This window comes from Mesorhizobium sp. C399B (assembly GCF_030323185.1).
Classification (GTDB): domain Bacteria; phylum Pseudomonadota; class Alphaproteobacteria; order Rhizobiales; family Rhizobiaceae; genus Mesorhizobium.
This window is the reverse complement of the sequence record NZ_CP100472.1, coordinates 209,279-230,415: the sequence shown is the minus strand read 5'-3', so window position 1 is coordinate 230,415 and position 21,137 is coordinate 209,279. Positions and strand designations below refer to the sequence as shown.

Annotated in this window: 24 protein-coding genes; 19 read left to right on the top strand and 5 right to left on the bottom strand. The window is 61.8% G+C overall.

Going from position 1 to position 21,137, the window contains the following annotated elements; all coding sequences use genetic code 11:
• Positions 1-139: 139 nt before the first annotated feature.
• Positions 140-2,119, top strand: coding sequence for a bifunctional 2',3'-cyclic-nucleotide 2'-phosphodiesterase/3'-nucleotidase (locus NLY36_RS01180; RefSeq protein ID WP_023682567.1), 1,980 nt, complete (start codon positions 140-142; stop codon positions 2,117-2,119).
• 60 nt (positions 2,120-2,179) lie between these two features.
• Here the strand turns inward: NLY36_RS01180 and NLY36_RS01175 are convergent, their stop codons facing one another.
• Positions 2,180-3,430, bottom strand: a complete 1,251-nt coding sequence (locus NLY36_RS01175) for an SAM-dependent methyltransferase (RefSeq protein WP_023668904.1) — start codon at positions 3,428-3,430, stop codon at positions 2,180-2,182.
• 259 nt (positions 3,431-3,689) lie between these two features.
• Between NLY36_RS01175 and NLY36_RS01170 the strand changes: the two genes are divergently transcribed.
• From NLY36_RS01170 to NLY36_RS01145, 6 genes are all read left to right on the top strand, one after another.
• Entirely contained in the window at positions 3,690-3,824 is a 135-nt protein-coding gene (locus NLY36_RS01170) for a hypothetical protein (protein WP_023688440.1), read from the top strand.
• Positions 3,825-3,936: 112 nt separating this feature from the next.
• A complete protein-coding gene (locus NLY36_RS01165) occupies positions 3,937-4,227 on the top strand; it encodes a Dabb family protein (protein ID WP_023682566.1) in 291 nt (96 codons plus the stop codon).
• 55 nt (positions 4,228-4,282) lie between these two features.
• Positions 4,283-5,155, top strand: a complete 873-nt coding sequence (locus NLY36_RS01160) for a VOC family protein (protein ID WP_023736666.1) — start codon at positions 4,283-4,285, stop codon at positions 5,153-5,155.
• Positions 5,152-6,030, top strand: coding sequence for a 3-deoxy-8-phosphooctulonate synthase (gene kdsA, locus NLY36_RS01155; protein WP_027050832.1), 879 nt, complete (start codon positions 5,152-5,154; stop codon positions 6,028-6,030). The genes NLY36_RS01160 and kdsA overlap by 4 nt, the downstream gene beginning before the upstream one ends.
• Before the next feature lie 97 nt (positions 6,031-6,127).
• On the top strand, positions 6,128-6,331 hold the full coding sequence (locus tag NLY36_RS01150; protein WP_023668908.1) for a dodecin family protein: 204 nt from the start codon (positions 6,128-6,130) through the stop codon (positions 6,329-6,331).
• 84 nt (positions 6,332-6,415) lie between these two features.
• On the top strand, positions 6,416-6,781 hold the full coding sequence (locus NLY36_RS01145; RefSeq protein ID WP_023668909.1) for a PRC-barrel domain-containing protein: 366 nt from the start codon (positions 6,416-6,418) through the stop codon (positions 6,779-6,781).
• A gap of 82 nt (positions 6,782-6,863) precedes the next feature.
• Here the strand turns inward: NLY36_RS01145 and NLY36_RS01140 are convergent, their stop codons facing one another.
• On the bottom strand, positions 6,864-6,986 hold the full coding sequence (locus tag NLY36_RS01140; RefSeq protein WP_023696089.1) for a hypothetical protein: 123 nt from the start codon (positions 6,984-6,986) through the stop codon (positions 6,864-6,866).
• Positions 6,987-7,095: 109 nt separating this feature from the next.
• Complete coding sequence (locus NLY36_RS01135; RefSeq protein ID WP_198020863.1) at positions 7,096-8,586, bottom strand: glycoside hydrolase family 19 protein; 1,491 nt, start codon at positions 8,584-8,586, stop codon at positions 7,096-7,098.
• 186 nt (positions 8,587-8,772) lie between these two features.
• Here NLY36_RS01135 and eno point away from each other — a divergent pair, with 186 nt between their 5' ends.
• The 12 genes from eno to NLY36_RS01075 all read left to right on the top strand — a co-directional run bounded on the left by eno (position 8,773) and on the right by NLY36_RS01075 (position 19,415).
• On the top strand, positions 8,773-10,047 hold the full coding sequence (gene eno / locus NLY36_RS01130) for a phosphopyruvate hydratase (RefSeq protein WP_023706542.1): 1,275 nt from the start codon (positions 8,773-8,775) through the stop codon (positions 10,045-10,047).
• 138 nt (positions 10,048-10,185) lie between these two features.
• On the top strand, positions 10,186-10,509 hold the full coding sequence (locus tag NLY36_RS01125; protein ID WP_023706543.1) for an FtsB family cell division protein: 324 nt from the start codon (positions 10,186-10,188) through the stop codon (positions 10,507-10,509).
• A 195-nt stretch (positions 10,510-10,704) separates the two neighbouring features.
• A complete protein-coding gene (gene pdhA / locus NLY36_RS01120) occupies positions 10,705-11,751 on the top strand; it encodes a pyruvate dehydrogenase (acetyl-transferring) E1 component subunit alpha (protein ID WP_023682559.1) in 1,047 nt (348 codons plus the stop codon).
• 15 nt (positions 11,752-11,766) lie between these two features.
• Positions 11,767-13,191 (top strand): pyruvate dehydrogenase complex E1 component subunit beta, encoded by a 1,425-nt coding sequence (locus NLY36_RS01115; RefSeq protein ID WP_023736664.1) that lies wholly within the window; start codon positions 11,767-11,769, stop codon positions 13,189-13,191.
• A gap of 26 nt (positions 13,192-13,217) precedes the next feature.
• Positions 13,218-13,523: a hypothetical protein gene (locus NLY36_RS01110; protein ID WP_023714177.1), complete on the top strand. Its 306-nt coding sequence runs from the start codon at positions 13,218-13,220 to the stop codon at positions 13,521-13,523.
• A gap of 2 nt (positions 13,524-13,525) precedes the next feature.
• Positions 13,526-14,947: a pyruvate dehydrogenase complex dihydrolipoamide acetyltransferase gene (locus NLY36_RS01105; RefSeq protein WP_023706544.1), complete on the top strand. Its 1,422-nt coding sequence runs from the start codon at positions 13,526-13,528 to the stop codon at positions 14,945-14,947.
• 14 nt (positions 14,948-14,961) lie between these two features.
• Complete coding sequence (locus tag NLY36_RS01100; RefSeq protein ID WP_023736663.1) at positions 14,962-15,381, top strand: hypothetical protein; 420 nt, start codon at positions 14,962-14,964, stop codon at positions 15,379-15,381.
• On the top strand, positions 15,378-16,019 hold the full coding sequence (locus NLY36_RS01095; RefSeq protein WP_023682555.1) for an SGNH/GDSL hydrolase family protein: 642 nt from the start codon (positions 15,378-15,380) through the stop codon (positions 16,017-16,019). Before NLY36_RS01100 ends, NLY36_RS01095 begins: the two co-directional genes overlap by 4 nt.
• A gap of 21 nt (positions 16,020-16,040) precedes the next feature.
• Positions 16,041-17,489 (top strand): dihydrolipoyl dehydrogenase, encoded by a 1,449-nt coding sequence (lpdA, locus tag NLY36_RS01090; protein ID WP_023736662.1) that lies wholly within the window; start codon positions 16,041-16,043, stop codon positions 17,487-17,489.
• 102 nt (positions 17,490-17,591) lie between these two features.
• On the top strand, positions 17,592-17,849 hold the full coding sequence (locus NLY36_RS01085) for a GlsB/YeaQ/YmgE family stress response membrane protein (protein WP_023668920.1): 258 nt from the start codon (positions 17,592-17,594) through the stop codon (positions 17,847-17,849).
• A gap of 127 nt (positions 17,850-17,976) precedes the next feature.
• Positions 17,977-18,942 (top strand): lipoyl synthase, encoded by a 966-nt coding sequence (gene lipA, locus NLY36_RS01080; protein ID WP_023668921.1) that lies wholly within the window; start codon positions 17,977-17,979, stop codon positions 18,940-18,942.
• Positions 18,943-18,953: 11 nt separating this feature from the next.
• Positions 18,954-19,415 carry a type II toxin-antitoxin system RatA family toxin gene (locus NLY36_RS01075; protein WP_023736661.1) on the top strand — a complete coding sequence of 154 codons (462 nt, stop codon included), beginning with the start codon at positions 18,954-18,956 and terminating at the stop codon, positions 19,413-19,415.
• On the opposite strand, the gene NLY36_RS01070 is transcribed toward NLY36_RS01075, so the two are convergent.
• Both NLY36_RS01070 and NLY36_RS01065 read right to left on the bottom strand, forming a co-directional pair.
• Positions 19,391-19,900, bottom strand: coding sequence for a CinA family protein (locus NLY36_RS01070; RefSeq protein WP_023696095.1), 510 nt, complete (start codon positions 19,898-19,900; stop codon positions 19,391-19,393). The genes NLY36_RS01075 and NLY36_RS01070 overlap by 25 nt on opposite strands.
• Positions 19,897-21,120, bottom strand: coding sequence for a bifunctional 2-C-methyl-D-erythritol 4-phosphate cytidylyltransferase/2-C-methyl-D-erythritol 2,4-cyclodiphosphate synthase (locus NLY36_RS01065; RefSeq protein WP_023736660.1), 1,224 nt, complete (start codon positions 21,118-21,120; stop codon positions 19,897-19,899). Before NLY36_RS01065 ends, NLY36_RS01070 begins: the two co-directional genes overlap by 4 nt.
• Between the last annotated feature and the right edge of the window lie 17 nt (positions 21,121-21,137).

The following is a 21,137-nucleotide window of genomic DNA, read 5'->3' as shown; positions in this document are numbered from 1 at the left end:
TTCTCAACCGCGGCCAAGGATATTCATCCAGCCGTCACCTTTTGCTGATCGACTGACTTCCCGATGGACATGGCCGGTTTTCGGCGCGAAGCTTCCGCCCGGGGCTGGGATCTTGTCACGTCGCTGGGAAGGAAAACCAATGTCACATTTGCTCAACCCCGTCTCCCGCCGTAGTTTTCTTGCCGGTGCGGCCGCCAGCGGGGCGCTGATCATGCTGCATCCGTTTTCCGCCCGCGCGCAGGCCAACCAGGCGCATCTGAGGATCATGGAGACCACCGACATCCATGTGAATGTGCTGCCTTACGACTACTACGCCGATAAAGCCAACGACACGATGGGCCTGTCGCGGACGGCCTCACTGATCGCGGCGGTGCGCAAGGAAGCCACCAATGCGATGCTGATCGACAATGGCGATCTTTTGCAGGGCAATCCGATGGGCGATTACATCGCCTATGAGAAGGGCCTCAAGGAAGGCGATCTGCATCCGATCATGAAGGGCATGAACCTGCTGGGCTATGAATGCTCGACGCTCGGCAATCACGAGTTCAATTACGGCCTGTCGTTCCTCGACAAGGTGCTGGCCGGAGCCAATTTCCCCTTCGTCTGCGCCAATCTGATCCGCGGCACCGAGCTTGCCGCCAACCCGCGCGACGACAAGCTCTACCTCAAGCCCTATGTCATCCTCGACAAGAAGATCAAGGACGGGTCGGGCGTCGAGCAGCCGATCAAGATCGGCATCATCGGCTTCGTGCCGCCGCAGATCATGGTCTGGGACCTGAAGAACCTGGAAGGCAATGTCAGGACGCGCGACATCGTCGAGGCGGCCAGGGCATGGGTGCCGCAGATCAAGGAGGAGGGCGCCGACATCGTCATCGCGCTCTCGCATTCCGGCATCGATATCAAGCAGGGCGACGGCATGGAGAACGCCTCCTTCTTCGTCGCCGGCGTCGAAGGCATCGATGCGGTGTTCACCGGCCATCAGCATTTGGTCTTCCCCGGCAAGAAGGATTTTCAGGCGCTCGATGGCGTCGACACCGAGAAAGGCACGCTGCAGGGCAAGCCCGCCGTGATGGGCGGTTTCTGGGGCTCGCATATGGGACTGATCGATCTGCTTCTGGAACGGGACGGATCGAAATGGCGCGTAGCCTCGGCCACATCTGAGGCAAGGCCGATCTACGAGCGCGTCGACAAGGCAAACAAGCCGACGGTGGCGGACGACCAGCGCGTCGTCGATGCGCTGAAGGCGGACCATGAGGCGACACTTGCCTATGTCCGCCGACCGGTCGGCAAGACCTCGGCGCCGCTCTATTCCTATTTCGCGCTGGTCGCCGACGATCCGTCGGTGCAGATCGTCAACCAGGCGCAGAGCTGGTACCTCAAGGACATATTAAAAAGCACGCAGTGGAAGGACGTGCCGCTGCTGTCGGCGGCGGCGCCCTTCAAGGCCGGCGGGCGCAACGGCGCCGACTACTATACCGACGTGCCGGTGGGCGACATCGCCATCAAGAACGTCGCCGACCTCTATCTCTATCCGAACACGGTTCGTGCCGTCGAAATCACCGGCGCGCAAGTGAAGGAATGGCTGGAAATGTCGGCCGGCATTTTCAGGAAGATCGAGCCGGGCAAAGCCGACCAGGCGCTCATCGACACCGAATTCCCGTCCTACAATTTCGATGTGATCGATGGCGTCAGCTACGGAATAGACCTGTCGCAGCTGCCGAAATACGATGCCAAGGGTGGCGTCGCCAATGCCGGCTCGAACCGCATCGTCGGCCTCAGCTTCGACGGCAAGCCGATTGATCCGGCAGCGAAATTCGTCGTCGCCACCAACAATTACCGCGCCGGCGGTGGCGGCAATTTCCCCGACATCAATGCCTCGAAGATCATCTACGAGGCGCCGGACACCAACCGCGACGTGATCGTGCGCTACGTCGTCAGCGAAGGCACGATCAACCCCTCGGCCGACGACAATTGGTCGTTCACGCCGCTGCCCGGCACCAGCGTCGTGTTCGAGACCGGCCCCAAAGCGAAGGATTTCATATCTGGGGTGAAATCGCTCAAGATCGAGCCGGCCGGCGAGGGCGAATCCGGGTTTGCGAAGTATCGCATCCTGCTTTGAGGCAACGTGCAGCTAACAGGGAAAACGAGCGGGCATACGCCCGCTCAATCACGCTTCGGATCAGGCTTTGTAGACCACTTGGCGCACGTCGATGTAGCTGGCTCTAAAGCCGGCTTCGCAATAGTGGAGATAAAATTCCCAAAGCTTCTTGAAGCGGTCGTCGAAGCCGAGCGGGACGATCTTTTCCCACGACGCCCAGAAGCGGTTGCGCCATTCGGCAAGCGTGCGGGCATAGTCGTCCGGAAAGACGCGCTCGCGCAGATGGGCAAGGCCATGGTCGCTGCCCAGCGTCTTCAGGATCGACGGCGTCGGCAGCATGCCGCCTGGGAAGACATAGCGCTGGATGAAATCCGGCCTCGCCCGATAGGTGTCGTAGGCGGCCTCGTTGATGGTGATGATCTGCAGGCCGGCGGTGCCGCCGGGCCTCAAGCACGCCTTCATCTTGCCGAAAAATACCGGCCAATATTTTTCGCCGACCGCCTCGAACATCTCGATCGAGGCGATGCGGTCGTAAGTGCCCGTTTCGTCTCGGTAATCCTGCAGCTTGATGTCGACCTTGTCAGACAGTCCCGCCTTCTGGATGCGCGCCTTGGCGAAATCGTGCTGTTCGCGGCTGATGGTCAGGCCGGTGACGCGGCAGCCGATCTCGCGCGCGGCAAATTCGGCAAAACCGCCCCAGCCGCAGCCGATCTCGAGCACATGGTCCTTCTTGCCGATGCCGGTATCCTTGGCCAGCGCGCGGTATTTGGCGGCCTGAGCGCTTTCCAGGTCGTTGGCGCCGGTCGCATAGAGCGCCGACGAATAGGTCATGCTGGGATCGAGCCATTGCTTGTAGAAGGCGTTGCCGAGATCGTAATGCGCCGAGATGTTGCGCTTCGAGCCGGTGCGGGTGTTTTCGTTGAACCAGTGGCGGATGCGCTGGACCGTGTTGATGAGCCAGTTGGCGCCGCCGGCAATGCGTTCCCCAACGGCCGAGTTGACGACGAACAGTTCGAGGAAGCTGGTTACATCAGGGCTTTCCCAGTCGCCGTCCATGTAGGATTCGGCAACGCCGATGGTGCCGCCGGAAAAGGCACGGCCGGGCAGGCGCCAGTTCTTCAACACCAGCTCGGCATCCGGCCCGGGTCCGTTGCCGCCGACAAGCACCGCCCGGCCATCCGGCATCCTCACCTTCAGCGAACCGCGCGGCAATTTCATCGCCGCCGACAGCACCATGCGCGCCTTGGCCGGCAGGCCCTTGACGATCTCGGCGAAATTGAGTTCGTCCAGCCTGATGGCGTCGCCGATGCCTTTGTATTCCCTGACAGCCATCTCACACCCCCCTGGACTTCCGCGGGGCGGCGCAAGATCTGCCGGCCCCCACATCCTCCACTTTTCATTCGCCAGGCGCGAATGCCGCTGCCTGCGTGAATTTTCGCCACAATCTTCCATGGCATTGGCCGAAACTTCAAGAGGCAAGCTTCGCGCGGCGCTGGCCCAGCTTGCCGGCCTGAGGCCAGAATCCGCGGGAGAGCGCGGCCCTCGGTGAAATCGCTATGGTTACGAACAGCCACATACGTTAGTTTCAGCCATGCGTTATGTCATCGTCATCGTCGCCATCGCCTTTTTCCTGATCTGGGACGGCCTCTATAATCAGGGCCGCTATCTCGACACGACGGTCAGGGAGATGTCGCGCGTCGTGCGCTACGTCACCGGCAAAGCCTAGCTTTTGCGCCTCTGCAAAGTCGCTGCCGGCATTGCCGGGCGCGACATCGTGGCGGTTGACGCGACGGTCCCGCTCACACAAAACATGCCGCAAATCGAACGTGGAGGCAGGCGTGATCCGGCATATCGTTTTCTTCAGCGCGCGGCGCAAGGACGATGTCGAGGCCGTGCGCACGGGCTTGCTCGCGCTGGGCAAGATCCCGCATTCAAGCCTCTTCGAGGTGACGCTCAACACCAAGGTCGATCCGCTGTCGGATGCGATCGACGTGGTCGTCTATGCCGAGTTCGAGGATGATGCCGCGCTTGCCGCCTACAAGGCGCACCCGCTCTATGCCGAGACGACCAGTCGGGTCAAACCATTGCGCGAATTGCGCTATTCGGCCGATGTCGTGGCGATGGCCTGATCGGGCTGGCAAGAGGCCTTGAACCGATTTCCGGAATGATGCACACCGCGCCGGCATGACCAGCACGATCCATCCGCTTGACCATCTTGTGTTGCCGACGGCGAGCCTCGCCGTGGCGCGGGCGCGGCTGACATCGCTTGGCTTCATCGTCGCACCAACCGGCATCCACCCTTTCGGCACCGAAAATTGCTGCGTCTTCTTCGCCGACGGCACCTACCTCGAACCGCTGGCGGTCGGGAATGAACAGGCTGCAGACGAGGCATTTGCCGGTGGCAATGTCTTTGTCGCGCGCGACCGGCTCTATCGCGCCAGGCTGGGCGATGAGGGCTTTTCCGCCGTGGTGCTGGCCACCGACGATGCCGATGCGGACCATGCGCGCTTTATCAAAGCCGGCCTGTCGGCGGGAGACGTACTGAGCTTTTCCCGCGCCTTCACCGACACGGCCGGAAAGAGCGACATGGCCTCGTTCAAACTGGCTTTCGCCGCCGGCGCCGAGACGACGGACGCCTTTCTGTTCGCTTGCGAGCGGATCAACGCCCCTCAAATCGACCGTACGGCGCTGCAGGCTCATGCCAATGGCGTGACCGGCATTGCCGAAATCGTCGCGGTCAGCGACGCGCCTTCCACACAGATCAGCCTGATCTCGACAGTGGTTGGCCCGGAGCAGCAGAGCGGTGCGGTCTTCGATCTGCCGAATGCGCGTCTGACCGTTCTGGATCCTGCGGCTTTCACCGCGCGCTTCGACATTCCGGCCGGTGCGCCGACGGACCTTCGCTTCGCCGCGATCGTCTTTTCAGTCGGTAGCGTCGGTGTCACGGCCAGGCTGCTTGCAGACAACGCCGTCGGGCACGATATAGCGGGCAACGAAATCGTCGTGCAGCCGGCATCCGGGCAGGGCGCGGCTTTCATCTTCCGGGAGACCCCATGAGCAAGCCGCAAGGGCTCAATTCGCTGGCGCCGAATTCGTCGGTAACCGTCGGCAACGTCGTCTTCGACAACAGCGGGCCCTTGGCGTTGATCGCCGGCCCGTGCCAGTTCGAATCGCGCCAGCACGCTTTCGACATGGCCGGCGCGCTGAAGGAACTGACCGGCAAGCTCGGCATCGGCCTCGTCTACAAGACCAGCTACGACAAGGCCAACCGCACCTCGCTGTCGGCAACGCGCGGCGCCGGCATGGACGCGGCGCTTCCGGTGTTCGACGAGTTGCGCAAGGAATTTTCGGTTCCCATTCTGACCGATGTCCACACCGAGGAGCAGTGCGCGATCGTCGCACACCATGTCGATGTGCTGCAGATTCCGGCCTTCCTGTCGCGCCAGACCGACATGCTGGTCGCCGCCGCCAAGACCGGCAAGGTGATCAACGTCAAGAAGGGGCAGTTCCTGGCGCCCTGGGACATGAAGAACGTGGTGGCCAAGATCACCGGCTCCGGCAACCCCAATGTGCTGACCACCGAGCGCGGCGCTTCCTTCGGCTACAACACGCTGGTGTCGGACATGCGGGCTTTGCCCGTGATGGCCGAGATCGGCGCGCCGGTGATTTTCGACGCCACCCATTCGGTGCAGCAGCCGGGCGGGCAGGGCGGTTCCTCCGGTGGCGAGCGCCGCTTTGTCGAGACGCTGGCGCGGGCTGCCGTTGCCGTCGGCGTCGCCGGCGTGTTCATAGAGACCCACCAGGATCCCGACAATTCGACCTCCTCCGACGGGCCCAACATGCTGCCGCTGAAGGACATGCCGGCGCTGCTCGAAAGACTGATGGCATTCGACCGCATCGCCAAGAATGCTGCTGACCTGAACCGAGGCTGATGGTTTCGGCTATGGCGCGCGCGCTGCCCTGCTTGTGGAAGGCATAAGCCGGCTGTAGGCTCGCTGCTGCAAATGAGCGTCTTGGCAGGAGGAAGCCATGTCCGTCGCCCGCGTCACCGAAATCACGTCGTCGTCGAAAAAGAGCTTTCAGGACGCCATCGAGAAGGGGATTGAGCGCGCCTCAAAGACCCTGAAGAACGTCGAAGGCGCCTGGATCCAGGACCAGAAGATCGTCGTCGAGGACGGCAGGATCGCGGCCTATCGCGTCAACATGAAGGTGACGTTCATCCTCGCGGAGTAACCGCCCGCCGCTCGAAAAAACGGGAACTTTCGCCCGCGCCCCTCATTGTCAAAGTATCGATCAACGACATGAGGAGCAGCAGCCATGACCACCCAGACAGGCCACACCGAAGCCATCGCCGCTTCGCGCGTCATCGGCACGTCGGTCTACAACACCGAAGGCACGAGCATCGGCAGCATCGAGGACATCATGCTCGACAAGACGTCGAACGGCATCATGTTCGCGGTGATCGGGTTCGGTGGATTTCTCGGCATTGGCGAGAAGTATCACGCCATTCCGTGGGCGAGCCTCGACTATGACGAGGACAAGGGCGGCTATGTCGTGCCGTTCTCGAAGGAGCAGCTGAAGGCAGCACCCGCCTATTCGATCAATGAACTGGCCGGCGCCGATGGCGAGGCCGCGCGTGATGCTTCCTATGATTACTACAAGGTCACGCCGTATTGGCATTGATCAGCTGCGCTGACGCCTGACGTGAAAAGGCCCCCGAATTCCGAAACGGGGGCCTTTTCAGTGCAACCCGACAGTTTCTAAATTATTCTGCCGCATGAAACGTGGACAGCTGCGTCACCGCCCTTGGCGGCTGCTGCGTATCGCAGGACGTCAGGAACGCCGCCGCGATCAGGAACAAACTCACGATACCGCTCAACTCGGACATGGCGAAACTCCTCCTGTTTCGCCCCGCGCATCACCATCCTAGTCGACACAGAGATTGTTATCTCTGAATTATGATGACGTGGTGTTGTCGAACGTGATCCGAGGCATGCTCAGCCGAGGAGTCCGGCATTCTTCACCGCCTTGAAAACCTTTTCGTGCCAGGCGATCCGATCCGCTTCGCCATTGGCCTGCGTGGCGGAATTGGCGTTGCCGACGTTGATCGCGCGCGAGATCTTTTTGATCAGGCCGGCATCGGCAAAGGCATTGCAGCCTGACCCTTTCCATTCGGCGCAAGCTGCGAGCAGCGAAGTCTGCGGATCCTCGATCAGTTCAGGATGATTGGCGAGGTCAACCTTGGCGAGCTTGCCCTTGGCCGTGTACGCGTCGCGCCCGGTGGTCTGGAACGTGCCGCCGCCGCGAAAATTGAAGCCGTCCAACGTTCCTTTCACATTGCCCATGCGGCCGCCATAGGCCCAGTCGCCCAGGGCTTGCGGCTTGCGCAGCAGGTTGTCCCCGATCCACTGATCGGTCTTGCCCGCGGCTCGCGACCTCCATGCGTTCCGGATTGCCGCCACGGTCGTGTAGGTCAGGGATTCGCGAATGAGGGTGAAGCCACCGGTTTCCATCGCCGCTTGAGCGAAGAAATGCATCAGCCGATCATAATTGTTGCACACGCCATGATCGCCAAGTGTCTTGAGGCCCTTGTCGGAGGTAAAGGCGCCGATGTAACCGTCATAGATTGTTCGCTTGGAACCGCTTGCCGGTCTCGGCGCGAATTTCTGGAAGACCGCTGCCGGCAAACCCTTGTTCGGATCGCCCGCAACCGCTTCGAGCACGCTCTCGACACTCTCGGTCGACAGCACCGGTTCGCCTTCGACGACCACCGAAGCATTGGGAATTCGCTTGCCGTTGCTTTTCGGGAAGCCACCGCCGGCAAAGGTTTTCAGATCGTCAATGAGGGCGATTACGCGTGTCCGGCTCTCCGTGAAATCCATGTCGGAAAGCGGACCGCTCACCTTCTTCGTTGGGTTGATGCATCCGACGCTGGACAGGAAATTGACGCCCGGATGGATCAGGATTTCGGTGCGCTTGTTGGTCTTCAGCAGTTCGAGTCCAGGTTTGGGTGGCGTCTTGCCGCCAGTGTAGCCGATGGTCACATATTTGCCTCCGGCCTGCGTCGCCAGTGGATAGGTGCCGGGCTCGATGCGCCTGCCATTGTCTTCTTTGGAATTGTCGCCTGGGCCGCGAGATTCACACACGAACCCCGATAGACCCGTTACTGCCGTGCCGTTGTGAAAGACTTTATAGGTACCAACTGTCCTGCGTCTGGTGCCCCTCGTATGCTCGACTTGGCGACTAATAAGAAGTTCCCAGCCAGTACCTGAAATCGCTGCCATTGCCGCCTCCCCAAAGAGTTCAAGTTTGTTGATTTCACTGTGGTCGCCAAATAGTTCGCGTTGTAGATGTGACCCTAACATCTTCGAATTCTCTGCATTGTGAAGTTTGTCACGTTGGCGGTAGCCTCTTTTGAAGCATCGGGTGGAGTTTGTGTGCCGCCTGGTTTCGTGACAAAGGCATTGCCGCAGGGGCGGGGCACCCACCCCATGCCGCGCCAGACATATGACGTCTGGGCGGGCTGTTTGCGTTCAGATGGCGTCGCCCATGCCCCACGGCCTGAGCGCATGGGGCGATCGTCACTATTATTTCATGCCATTCCTGATTGCCTTTTGCGGCACTTTGGCTAAGAGGGGCGCGACGCTTTCAATCGATCAATCGGGGACATCGCAATGACCGCCATCATCGACATTGTCGGGCGTGAAATCCTGGACAGCCGTGGAAATCCGACCGTCGAGGTCGACGTCGTTCTCGAAGACGGCTCGATGGGCCGCGCCGCCGTGCCGTCGGGCGCGTCGACCGGCGCGCATGAGGCCGTCGAACTGCGCGACGGTGGCGCCCGCTATCTCGGCAAGGGCGTGCTCAAGGCGGTCGAGGCCGTCAATGGCGAGCTGTTCGAGGCGATCGGCGGCATGGAAGCCGAAAACCAGATCCACATCGACCAGACCATGATCGAGCTCGACGGCACGCCCAACAAGAGCCGGCTCGGCGCCAACGCCATTCTCGGCGTTTCGCTGGCGGTCGCCAAGGCAGCAGCGGAAGCCGCCGGCCTGCCGCTCTACCGCTATGTCGGCGGCACCAAGGCGCATTTGCTGCCGGTGCCCATGATGAACATCATCAACGGCGGCGCGCATGCCGACAATCCGATCGATTTCCAGGAATTCATGATCCTGCCGGTCGGCGCGCCGACGCTGCGCGAAGGCGTGCGCTGGGGCTCCGAAATCTTCCACACGCTGCGCAAGAAGCTCAAGGATGCCGGCCACAACACCAATGTCGGCGACGAAGGCGGCTTCGCGCCCAATCTGAAGAGTGCGCCGGTGGCGCTCGATTTCATCATGGAATCGATCGAGAAGGCCGGCTTCAAGCCGGGCGAGGAGATCGCGCTTGGTCTCGACTGTGCGGCGACCGAATTCTTCAAGGACGGCAATTACGTCTATGAGGGCGAGAAGAGGACCCGCGATCCCAAGGCGCAGGCCAAGTACCTGGCCAAGCTTGCCGCCGACTATCCGATCATCTCGATCGAGGACGGCCTGGCCGAGGACGACTGGGAGGGCTGGAAGTACCTGACCGACCTGATCGGCAACAAGACGCAGCTGGTTGGCGACGACCTCTTCGTCACCAACACGGCGCGGCTGCGCGACGGCATCCGCATGGGTGTCGCCAATTCGATCCTGGTCAAGGTCAACCAGATCGGCTCGCTTACCGAAACGCTCGACGCTGTCGAGACCGCGCATAAGGCAGGCTACACCGCAGTCATGTCGCACCGTTCGGGCGAAACCGAGGATTCGACCATCGCCGACCTCGCCGTCGCCACCAATTGCGGGCAGATCAAGACCGGTTCGCTGTCGCGCTCGGATCGCATGGCCAAGTACAACCAGCTGATCCGCATCGAGGAAGAGCTCGGCAAGCAGGCGCGCTACGCTGGCAAGTCGGTGGTCAAAGCCTAAATTCTGCCGAACTGGCGAAAACGATGGAAGGGCGGGATTTTCCCGCCCTTTTTCGTTGCGGCCGCTGGCTAATGCACCTGTCCGTAACCGTCCATTAAGCACAATCGAGCGACAAATGGCGGTCAAAGGATTGCGACCATGTGGACACGCCAGCACAAGCAGAGAAACACCGGCCGGCTGATCATCCCGTCCCTTTGCGTGGCGTTCCTGGCCTATTTCGGCTTCCATGCCTATCATGGCGAGTTCGGCATCAATTCCAAATATCAGCTCGAAGCGCAGACCATCGAATTGCAGGCCAAGTACGATGCCATCAAGGCGCGCCGGGTCGATCTGGAGCGGCGTGTCCAGCTGATGCATGAGGGTACGCTTGAAAAGGATATGCTCGACGAGCAGGCACGCCGGGCGCTCAATCTGTCCCAGCCCGATGAAATCACCGTCATGCTGCCGGCCAATTCGAAATAACCAAGTTTCAGTTAATCGCTGTTATCTCTAATGATTCTGGGCGTTTAGGCGCATGCCAGCCATGCATTTTTCTGCATGGCGAAACGCGGTCTCGCATGTTAGCTTCCCTCCAATCGGTGGGGAGGAGCTGATCCTCCCCGGAGCAGACATGGTCTGCTTTAGTGTCCGCAAAGAGACGCCAACAGGGAGTGATGCATGGCCACCGCCGCCAAAAAAGCGCCTGCCAAATCCGTTAAATCGACGTCCGCCAAATCAACGGGGCTTTCCGCCCCCAAGCCGGCTGACTTCACCAAGGACGAGGAGCTTGCCGCCTACCGGCACATGCTGCTTATCCGCCGCTTCGAGGAAAAGGCCGGCCAGCTCTACGGCATGGGCTTTATCGGCGGCTTCTGCCACCTCTATATCGGCCAGGAAGCGGTCGTCACCGGCATGAAGATGTCGCTGATCAACGGCGACCAGATGATCACCGCCTATCGCGACCATGGCCACATGCTGGCGATGGAACTTTCCCCGCGCGGCGTCATGGCAGAGCTGACCGGACGCCGTGGTGGCCTGTCGAGGGGCAAGGGCGGCTCCATGCACATGTTCTCCAAGGAGAAGCATTTTTACGGCGGCCACGGCATTGTCGGCGCGCAGGTCTCGCTCGGCACCGGTCTCGCCTTCGCCAACCGCTACCGCGACAACAACAATGTGTCGCTGACCTATTTCGGCGATGGCGCTGCCAACCAGGGCCAGGTCTATGAAAGCTTCAACATGGCCTCGCTGTGGAAGCTGCCGGTGATCTACATCATCGAGAACAACCGCTACGCCATGGGCACTTCGGTGTCGCGCTCGTCGGCCGAAACCAATTTTTCGCATCGCGGCGCCTCGTTCAAGATTCCCGGCATTCAGGTCGACGGCATGGATGTGCGTGCGGTCAAATCCGCCGGCGATCAGGCGACCGAATGGTGCCGTGCCGGCAACGGTCCGATCATCCTCGAGATGCAGACCTATCGCTATCGCGGTCACTCGATGTCGGATCCCGCGAAATACCGCTCCAAGGAAGAAGTGCAGAAGATGCGCTCGGATCATGATCCGATCGAGCAGGTCAAGGCGCGGCTGACGGCCAAGAAGTGGGCGACCGAGGACGAGCTCAAGAACATCGACAAGGAAGTCCGCGACATCGTCGCCGACGCCGCCGAATTTGCCCAGCACGACGCAGAGCCGGATCCGTCCGAGCTCTGGACCGACATCGTATTGTAACGGGAGGGCAAGGACATGCCGATCGAAATTCTCATGCCCGCTCTCTCGCCGACCATGGAAGAGGGCAATCTTTCCAAGTGGTTGAAGAACGAGGGCGACAAGGTCGTCGCCGGTGATGTCATCGCCGAGATCGAAACCGACAAGGCGACGATGGAAGTCGAGGCCGTCGATGAAGGCACGATCGGCAAGATCGTGGTTCCCGCCGGCACCGAAGGCGTCAAGGTCAATGCGGTGATCGCCGTGTTGCTGCAGGACGGCGAAAGTGCAGGCGATGTCGAAAAGAGCGGCAAGCCTGCCTCAACCCAGGATGCCGTTTCCGCTGGCGGTCAGCGGACCGATGCAGCCGAGGAAGGCTCAAAGGCGGCGGCTCCCCAGGATGCCGGCGAGGCTCCGAAGGCAGTTCCCGCCGCTCCGGCAGCCAAACCTGCCGCCGATCCGGATATTCCCGCCGGCACCGAGATGATCTCGACTACGGTGCGCGAGGCCTTGCGCGATGCCATGGCCGAGGAAATGCGCCGCGACGGCGATGTCTTCGTCATGGGCGAGGAGGTCGCGGAATACCAGGGCGCCTACAAGATCACGCAAGGGCTGCTGCAGGAATTCGGGCCGCGCCGCGTCGTCGACACGCCGATCACCGAGCACGGCTTTGCCGGCGTCGGCGTCGGTGCGGCGATGGCCGGCCTGAAGCCGATCGTCGAGTTCATGACCTTCAACTTCGCCATGCAGGCGATCGACCAGATCATCAACTCCGCGGCCAAGACGCTCTATATGTCGGGCGGCCAGATGGGCGCACCGATCGTGTTCCGCGGACCGAACGGTGCGGCCGCCCGCGTCGGCGCCCAGCATTCGCAGTGCTATGCCGCCTGGTACAGCCATATTCCCGGCCTGAAGGTGGTGATGCCGTACACGGCTGCCGACGCCAAGGGCCTGCTCAAGGCGGCGATCCGCGATCCGAACCCGGTCATCTTCCTTGAAAACGAAATCCTCTACGGCCAGTCCTTCGACGTGCCGAAGCTCGATGATTTCGTGCTGCCGATCGGCAAGGCGCGCATTCACAAACAGGGCAAGGACGTCACCATCGTCTCGTTCGGCATCGGCATGACCTATGCCATCAAGGCGGAAGCCGAACTGCGCGGCATGGGCATCGATGCCGAGATCATCGATCTCCGGACCATCCGCCCGCTCGACCTCGACACCGTCATTGCCTCCGTGAAAAAGACCAACCGCCTGATCGTGGTGGAAGAAGGTTTCCCGCAGAACTCGGTCGGCGACCACATCGCCAACCAGGTTTCGCAGCGCGCCTTCGATTTCCTCGACGCGCCGGTCATCACCATCGCCGGCAAGGACGTGCCGATGCCTTATGCGGCGAACCTCGAAAAGCTGGCTTTGCCCAATGTCGGCGAGGTCATAGAGGCGGTCAAAGCCGTCACGTATCGCTGACGGTCTTTCTTGCGGGGGAGGCAGAAATGGCGACGATGGCAGATGTGAGGAGAATAGCTTGGTCTCTATTTTGGCGGAGCTTCCTGTCTAGTATCGCTTGTGGATTTGTTGCTGGCGCGATTGTTGGGTTCGTCATTGGGTTCATTGGCGGTTTTTTTGGACTTCGCCATGAGGCAATTCAGGTACTGAGCTCTGTTGGGGGAGCATGCCTTGGGCTTGTAGCATCATTCCTTTGTTTGAATTTCTTCTTGGCCCGATCGATTGGCAAGGAATTCAAAGGCAAACGTCTAGAACTTGCCGTGGTTAGCCCGGCTGGCTTGCAGGGAGAGTAACTATGCCAATCAACATCACCATGCCGGCACTCTCGCCCACGATGGAAGAGGGCAATCTTTCCAAGTGGCTGGTCAAGGAGGGCGACAAGGTTTCGCCGGGCGACGTGATCGCCGAGATCGAGACCGACAAGGCGACGATGGAAGTCGAGGCCGTCGATGAGGGCACGGTCGCCAAGCTGGTCGTTCCGGCCGGCACCGAAGGCGTCAAGGTCAATGCGCTGATCGCCATTCTCGCCGGCGAAGGCGAGGATGCAGGGGCGGCGGCAAAGGGTGGTGGCGATGCCGCGCCCGCGAAAGCCGATGCCAAGCAGGATAAGGCGTCAATCTCCCCACCCGTGGGGGAGATGTCGACGAAGTCGACAGAGGGGGGCGCTGTCCCGCCGACCTCTCAGTCTGTCGCGCCCCCCTCTGGCCTGCCGGCCATCTCCCCCACAAGGGGGGAGATCAGCCAATCGTCAGGCGAGCGCACTTTCGCCTCGCCGCTGGCGCGGCGCATAGCCAAGGACGCCGGCGTCGATGTGTCCGCTGTGAGTGGCACCGGCCCGCATGGCCGTGTCGTCAAGGCCGATGTCGAGGCGGCGATTGCCGGCGGTGGCGCCAAGGCTGCACCGGCCGCGAAAGCCGCACCTGCCGGCGCTCCGGCACCTGCGGCTCCGGCTGCGGCACCCAAGGCGATGTCGGACGAACAGGTGCTGAAGCTGTTTGCCGAAGGGTCCTATGAGCTCGTCCCGCACGACAATATGCGCAAGACCATTGCGCGCCGCCTGGTCGAGGCCAAGACAACCATCCCGCATTTCTACCTGACGCTCGACTGCGAGCTCGATGCGCTGCTGGCGCTGCGCACACAGATCAATGCGGCGGCTCCGATGAAGAAGACCGACAAGGGCGAAGTGCCCGTCTACAAGCTGTCGGTCAACGACATGGTGATCAAGGCGATGGCGATGGCGCTGATGGCGGTGCCGGATGCCAATGCGTCGTGGACCGAAAGCGCCATGGTCAAGCACAAGCACGCCGATGTCGGCGTTGCCGTGTCGATCCCCGGCGGCCTGATCACGCCGATCATCCGCCACGCCGACGAAAAGACACTGTCCACTATCTCCAACGAGATGAAGGATCTGGCGAGCCGTGCCCGCAGCCGCAAGCTGAAGCCTGAGGAATATCAGGGCGGCACGACGGCTGTCTCCAATCTCGGCATGTTCGGCATCAAGGACTTTGCCGCCGTCATCAACCCGCCGCATGCGACGATCCTGGCGGTGGGTGCCGGCGAGCAGCGGCCGGTGGTCAAGAATGGCGAGATCAGAATCGCCAATATCATGTCGGTGACGCTGTCGACCGATCACCGCGCCGTCGACGGTGCGCTCGGCGCCGAACTTCTGGTCGCCTTCAAGCGCATGATCGAAAATCCGATGGGCATGCTGGTCTAGGAAGGAAAAAGGCTGTGCGGAAATTCGTCACCAGCCTTTTCGCCCTGATCCTTTCCGGCCTGGCCGGCGGGCTGGTGGCGCTGTGGCTGGCAATCGTCACCAATGCGAATTCCGAATACATCCTGGTCTTCATGGTTTCGGCGCTGGTCACCATCGTTGCGACCGTGGCGTTTTTCATCGCGCAGTTCGTGCCAAACCCGCAAAGGGCGATAAACCTGACGGGGCTTGTTGGGGTTTCGTTGTTCGTGCTGGGCGGAATCGGGCTGATTGCCTGGACCTTCTCGCAGCCGCCTGGCAAAGCCCAGTGGTCGGGCGATCTCCCCGTTGTCGCCGGTCTGTTTTTGCCAAGCATCGCCACGGTTATCGTGCAGTGGCTGTTCGTGGGATGGCGCGTGCGGCGCGGGCTTAGGGCGGAGGCGGGTGCGGGTGCATGAAGACGATCCTCTGCTACGGCGATTCCCTGACCTGGGGCTATGACGCGGCGAGCCTCGGGCGTCATGCGCTGGAAGATCGCTGGCCGAGCGTGCTCAAGGCGGCGCTGGGCGACGATGATATCGAAGTCATTGCCGAAGGTCTGAACGGCCGCACCACGGCTTTCGACGATCACCTGGCTGGTGCCGACCGCAATGGCGCCAAGGTGCTGCCGACGATCCTGACCAGCCATGCGCCGCTCGACCTGATCATCATCATGCTCGGCGCCAACGACATGAAGCCCTGGATCCACGGCAATCCGGTCGCGGCCAAGCAGGGCGTGCAGCGGCTGATCGACATCGTGCGCGGCCACGATTATCCGTTCGACTGGGCCGCGCCGCAAATCCTGATCGTCGCGCCACCAGCGGTCAGCCGCACCGACAATGCCGAATTCAAGGAAATGTTTGCCGGCGGCGACGAGGCCTCGAAGCGGCTGGCGCCGCAATATTCCGCGCTCGCCGACGAGGCCGGCTGCGGCTTTTTCGATGCCGGCACGGTGGCCGAGACCACACCGATCGACGGGGTCCATCTCGATGCCGAAAACACGCGCAATATAGGTGACGCATTGGCGCCATTGGTGCGTGTGATGCTGGAACTCTAGAGAAAATCAGGGAGAAACCCCGTGGCTGAATCCTACGACGTCATAATCATCGGCTCAGGCCCCGGCGGCTATGTCACGGCGGTGCGCTCCGCCCAGCTCGGCTTCAAGACGGCGATCGTCGAGCGCGAGCATCTCGGCGGAATCTGCCTCAACTGGGGCTGCATCCCGACCAAGGCGCTGCTGCGCTCGGCCGAGATCATGCACTATTCCGATCATCTGAAGGACTACGGCCTGAAGCTCGAAGGCGGCAAGGTCAGCGCCGACACGGCCGCTGTCGTCGACCGCTCGCGCAAAGTGTCGTTGAGGCTCAATGGCGGCGTCGCCTTCCTGATGAAGAAGAACAAGGTCGACGTCATCTGGGGCGAGGCCAAGCTCTCCAAGCCCGGTGAGATCGTCGTTTCCAAGACGGCCAAGAAACCGATGGAGCCGCAGCCGCCGGTGCCCAAGGGCGTCAAGGGCGAGGGGACCTACACCGCCAAGCACATCATTCTCGCCACCGGCGCCCGGCCGCGCGCGCTGCCCGGCATCGAGCCGGACGGCAAACTGATCTGGACCTATTTTGAAGCGATGGTGCCGAAGGAGATGCCGAAATCGCTGCTGGTCATGGGTTCGGGCGCCATTGGCATCGAGTTCGCCTCCTTCTATCGCACCATGGGCGCCGAGGTGACGGTGGTCGAGCTTTTGCCGGCGGTGATGCCGGTCGAGGATGCCGAGGTCTCGAAATTCGCGCAGAAGCAGTTCGAGAAGCAGGGCATGAAAATCATCCTCGAGGCCAAGGTGACCAAGGTCGAGAAGGGTGCCAACTCGATCACCGCCCATGTCGAGATGAAGGACGGCAAGGTCGAGAAGATCACCGCCGGCCGCATGATCTCGGCCGTCGGCGTGCAGGGCAACATCGATAATCTCGGCCTCGAGACGCTCGGCGTGAAGACCGATCGCGGCTGCGTCGTCATTGACGGCTATGGCAAGACCAACGTTCCCGGCATCTACGCTATCGGCGATGTAGCCGGACCGCCTATGCTTGCCCACAAGGCCGAGCATGAAGGCGTGGTGTGTATCGAAAAGATCGCCAATTTCCCCGGCGTGCATGCGACAGACAAGCTGAAGATCCCGGGCTGCACCTATTGCAACCCGCAGGTCGCATCGGTCGGGCTCACCGAAGCCAAGGCCAAGGCCGAAGGCAAGGACATTCGTGTCGGCCGCTTCCAGTTCGGCGCCAACGGCAAGGCGATCGCGCTTGGCGAGGACCAGGGCTTCATCAAGACCATCTTCGACAAGAAGACCGGCCAGCTGCTCGGCGCGCATATGGTCGGCGCCGAGGTGACGGAGCTGATCCAGGGCTTTGTCGTGGCGATGAACCTGGAGACCACCGAGGAAGAACTGATGCACACCATCTTCCCGCATCCGACGCTGTCGGAGATGATGAAGGAAAGCGTGCTTGATGCCTATGGCCGTGCGCTCAACGCGTGATAAATTGCTGCCGCGAGACTCAGACGCATGCGCCGGAGGAACCTTACGGCAAGACAGTTCGTTTCCGGATGCATTTTCACCTGACACTGGAGGAGTTGGCATATGGACGTGAATGGCGTGGGCTGGATTGCGGCCATCATCATCGGCGGTTTGGCCGGGTGGCTGGCCGAGATGGTCATGAAGAGCAATACCGGCGTCTTGATGAACATCATTATGGGCATTGTCGGCGCGGTGGTGCTGAACGCAATTCTCAGGGCGCTCAACATCGAACCCTTCGGTGTCGGCTGGCTCGCCTACCTGATCACCGGCTTCATCGGCGCCTGCCTGCTGATCTTTGCCGGGCGGCTGATACGCCGCTAGACTACCGCTATGCGAAAAAGGCTGTGGCGGCATGCGCCGCCGCGGCCTTTTTCTTTGCACCGAAAAGTCCTAGATGACGTCAGAAGGGCGAATGCCGACGGGCAGACGCCAACAAGTCAGGTTTGAGATGGTCACCGTCCTCGACACGATCGCCAACGCGCCGCGCCTGCGGCACCCCGAGAAGGCGCACAAGCCTGATCAGGACGTGCTGCGCAAACCCGACTGGATCCGCGTCAAGGCGCCGATGTCCAAGGGCTATGCCGAAACCCGCGAGATCGTGAAGTCGCACAAGCTGGTCACGGTGTGCGAAGAGGCCGGCTGCCCCAATATCGGCGAGTGCTGGGAAAAGAAGCACGCCACCTTCATGATCATGGGCGAGATCTGCACGCGCGCCTGCGCGTTCTGCAATGTTGCCACCGGCATTCCGACCGCGCTCGATGCCGATGAGCCGGCGCGTGTCGCGCATGCCGTAAAGCAGATGGGGCTGACCCATGTCGTCATCACCTCGGTCGACCGCGACGATCTCGCCGATGGCGGCGCGCAGCATTTCGCCGAGGTTATCCGGGCGATCCGGGCAGCGACACCTCTGACCACGATCGAAATCCTGACGCCCGATTTCCTGCGCAAGGAAGGCGCGCTGGAGATCGTCGTGGCGGCCAAGCCCGATGTCTTCAACCACAATCTCGAAACCGTGCCGTCGAACTACCTGACGGTGCGGCCGGGTGCCCGCTATTTCCACTCGATCCGGCTGTTGCAGCGGGTCAAGGAGCTCGATCCGTCGATCTTCACCAAGTCCGGCATCATGGTCGGCCTCGGCGAAGAGCGCAACGAGATCCTGCAGCTGATGGATGACCTGCGCTCGGCCAATGTCGACTTCATGACCATTGGCCAGTATCTGCAGCCGTCGAAGAAGCACCACCCGGTGATCCGCTTCGTCACGCCGGAGGAATTCAGCTCCTTCGCGACGATCGGCAAGACCAAGGGTTTCCTGCTGGTGGCGTCGAGCCCGCTGACGCGCTCCTCGCATCATGCCGGTGACGATTTCGCCAGGCTGCGGGCGGCGCGTGAGGCGCAGCTCAAAAAAGCCAGTTAAATCCTGCTTCAATGCCGAAATTCGAAGCCACACGCCGCGTTGCCCACACGCCGGAGCAGATGTTTGCGCTGGTCGCCGATATCGAGACCTATCCTGAATTTCTGCCGCTGTGCGAGGCGCTGACGGTGCGCTCTCGCAAGGAGCGTGATCGCCGCACCATTCTCCTCGCCGATATGAGCATCGGCTACAAGGCGATCCGCGAGACCTTTACGACGCAGGTGCTGCTGAAGCCGGACGAGAACACAATCGACGTCAAATACATCGATGGGCCGTTCAAATATCTCAGCAATATCTGGCGCTTCGAGCCGGCCGACGGCGGCGGCTGCAACGTTCGCTTCTTCATCGACTACGAGTTCAAGAGCCGTATCCTCGGCGTGTTGATGGGCACCATGTTCGATCGCGCCTTCCGCATGTTTTCCGAAGCCTTCGAAAAACGTGCGGACGTCATCTACGGAACGACGCCCATCTCATGAGTGTCGCCGAGCGCGCGCAGGCCGATCTCCAGCGCATGCTTGACCGTCTCGCGGCGGATGAAGTCGCGGCCATTGTCGGCAAACATATTGAGCTCGGCAGCCACCGGCCCACCTCTTAGGGCAACTCCGAACCAGACGAGGCCGACCGGTTTTTCCGGCGAGCCGCCGCCTGGGCCGGCAATGCCGGTGACGGCAAGCGCAAGCCCGGCGCGCGAGCGCGCCAGAGCGCCCTCCGCCATCTCCAGAACCGTTTCGCGCGAGACGGCGCCATGCGCCTCGAGTGTGGCGGGCGAGACGCCGAGCATCTCCATCTTTGCTTCATCGGAATAGGTGATGAGGCCGCGATCGACGACAGCGGACGAGCCGGCAATGTCGGTCAGTGCCGAGATGATCATGCCGCCGGTGCAGCTCTCGGCCGTCGCCAGCATGATGCCGCGTTGCTGGCAGACCTGGAGCAGGGCGTTGGCAAGATCGCTGTTGTTCATGCGGGAACCTCCCCGGGGAAGACGACACTGGCGGTGGCGATGGCGGCGATGCCTTCCTCGCGGCCGACAAAGCCGAGTTTCTCGTTCGTCGTCGCCTTGATCGAGATGCGATCGCTGGAAATGCCCAGCATCGCCGACAGCGCATTGGTCATCGCCCCGCGATGCGGGCCGACGCGCGGCGCCTCGCAGATCAGCGTGATGTCGGCATTGGCGATGCGGCCGCCGCGTTCGCGCACCAACCTGGCCGCATGCTCGACGAAGATCTTCGACGCCGCGCCCTTCCATTGCGGATCGGAAGGCGGGAAATGCGTGCCGATGTCGCCGGCGCCGCAAGTGGCGAGCAGCGCATCGGTCAGCGCGTGCAGGCCGACATCGGCATCCGAATGTCCCGAAAGCTTCTTGCCGTGCGGAATGGCGACGCCGCACAGAGTGACATGGTCGCCTGCCTCGAAGGCGTGCACGTCATAGCCATTGCCGGTGCGAATGTCTGGAAAACGCTCGCCAGTAAGCCGCTGATCCGCCATCGCAATATCCCTTGCCCAGGTCAGTTTGACGTTGTCCGGCGACCCCTGAACGATTTTCACCGGAATATGCGCCCATTCGGCGATCGCGGCATCGTCGGTGAAATCCGTCTTGCCGAGATGATGGGCTTTTTCGTGCGCGGCGAGCAACGGCCAGAACGGAAAGCCTTGCGGCGTCTGCGCGGCATGAAGGCCGGCCCTTGGCACCGTCTCCTCGATCATGCCGGTGGCCGACTCGCGCTTCAGCGTATCGGCGACGGGCAAAGCGGGCAGCGCGCCCTGGCGCTCGCCAATGGCGGCGATGATACGGTCGATCAGGGCCGTGTCGACAAACGGCCGCACCGCGTCATGGACAAGGACACGGCCGGGCGTACGTTCCCTCAGCGCCAGCAGGCCGAGCCGGACCGAGGCCTGGCGCGACTCGCCACCGACCACGGCGGTAACCCGCTCGGCATATACGCCGGCTGCCTTGTCGAAAAGCGCGCGGTCATCGGCATGGATGGCGACGACGACGGGACCAATTTCGGGATGCGCCAGGAACGTCTCCAGCGTGCGCGCGATGACGGCACGGCCACCGACGCGCTGATATTGCTTCGGCCCGTCGGCCTGTCCGGCGCGCGCGCCGCGGCCGGCTGCAACGATGACCACGCCGACCTTGTCGGTCGTCGCCTCGGCCGGTTTTTCGCTTGCGTCTGTCATGCCGAGAGGCTTAGTCG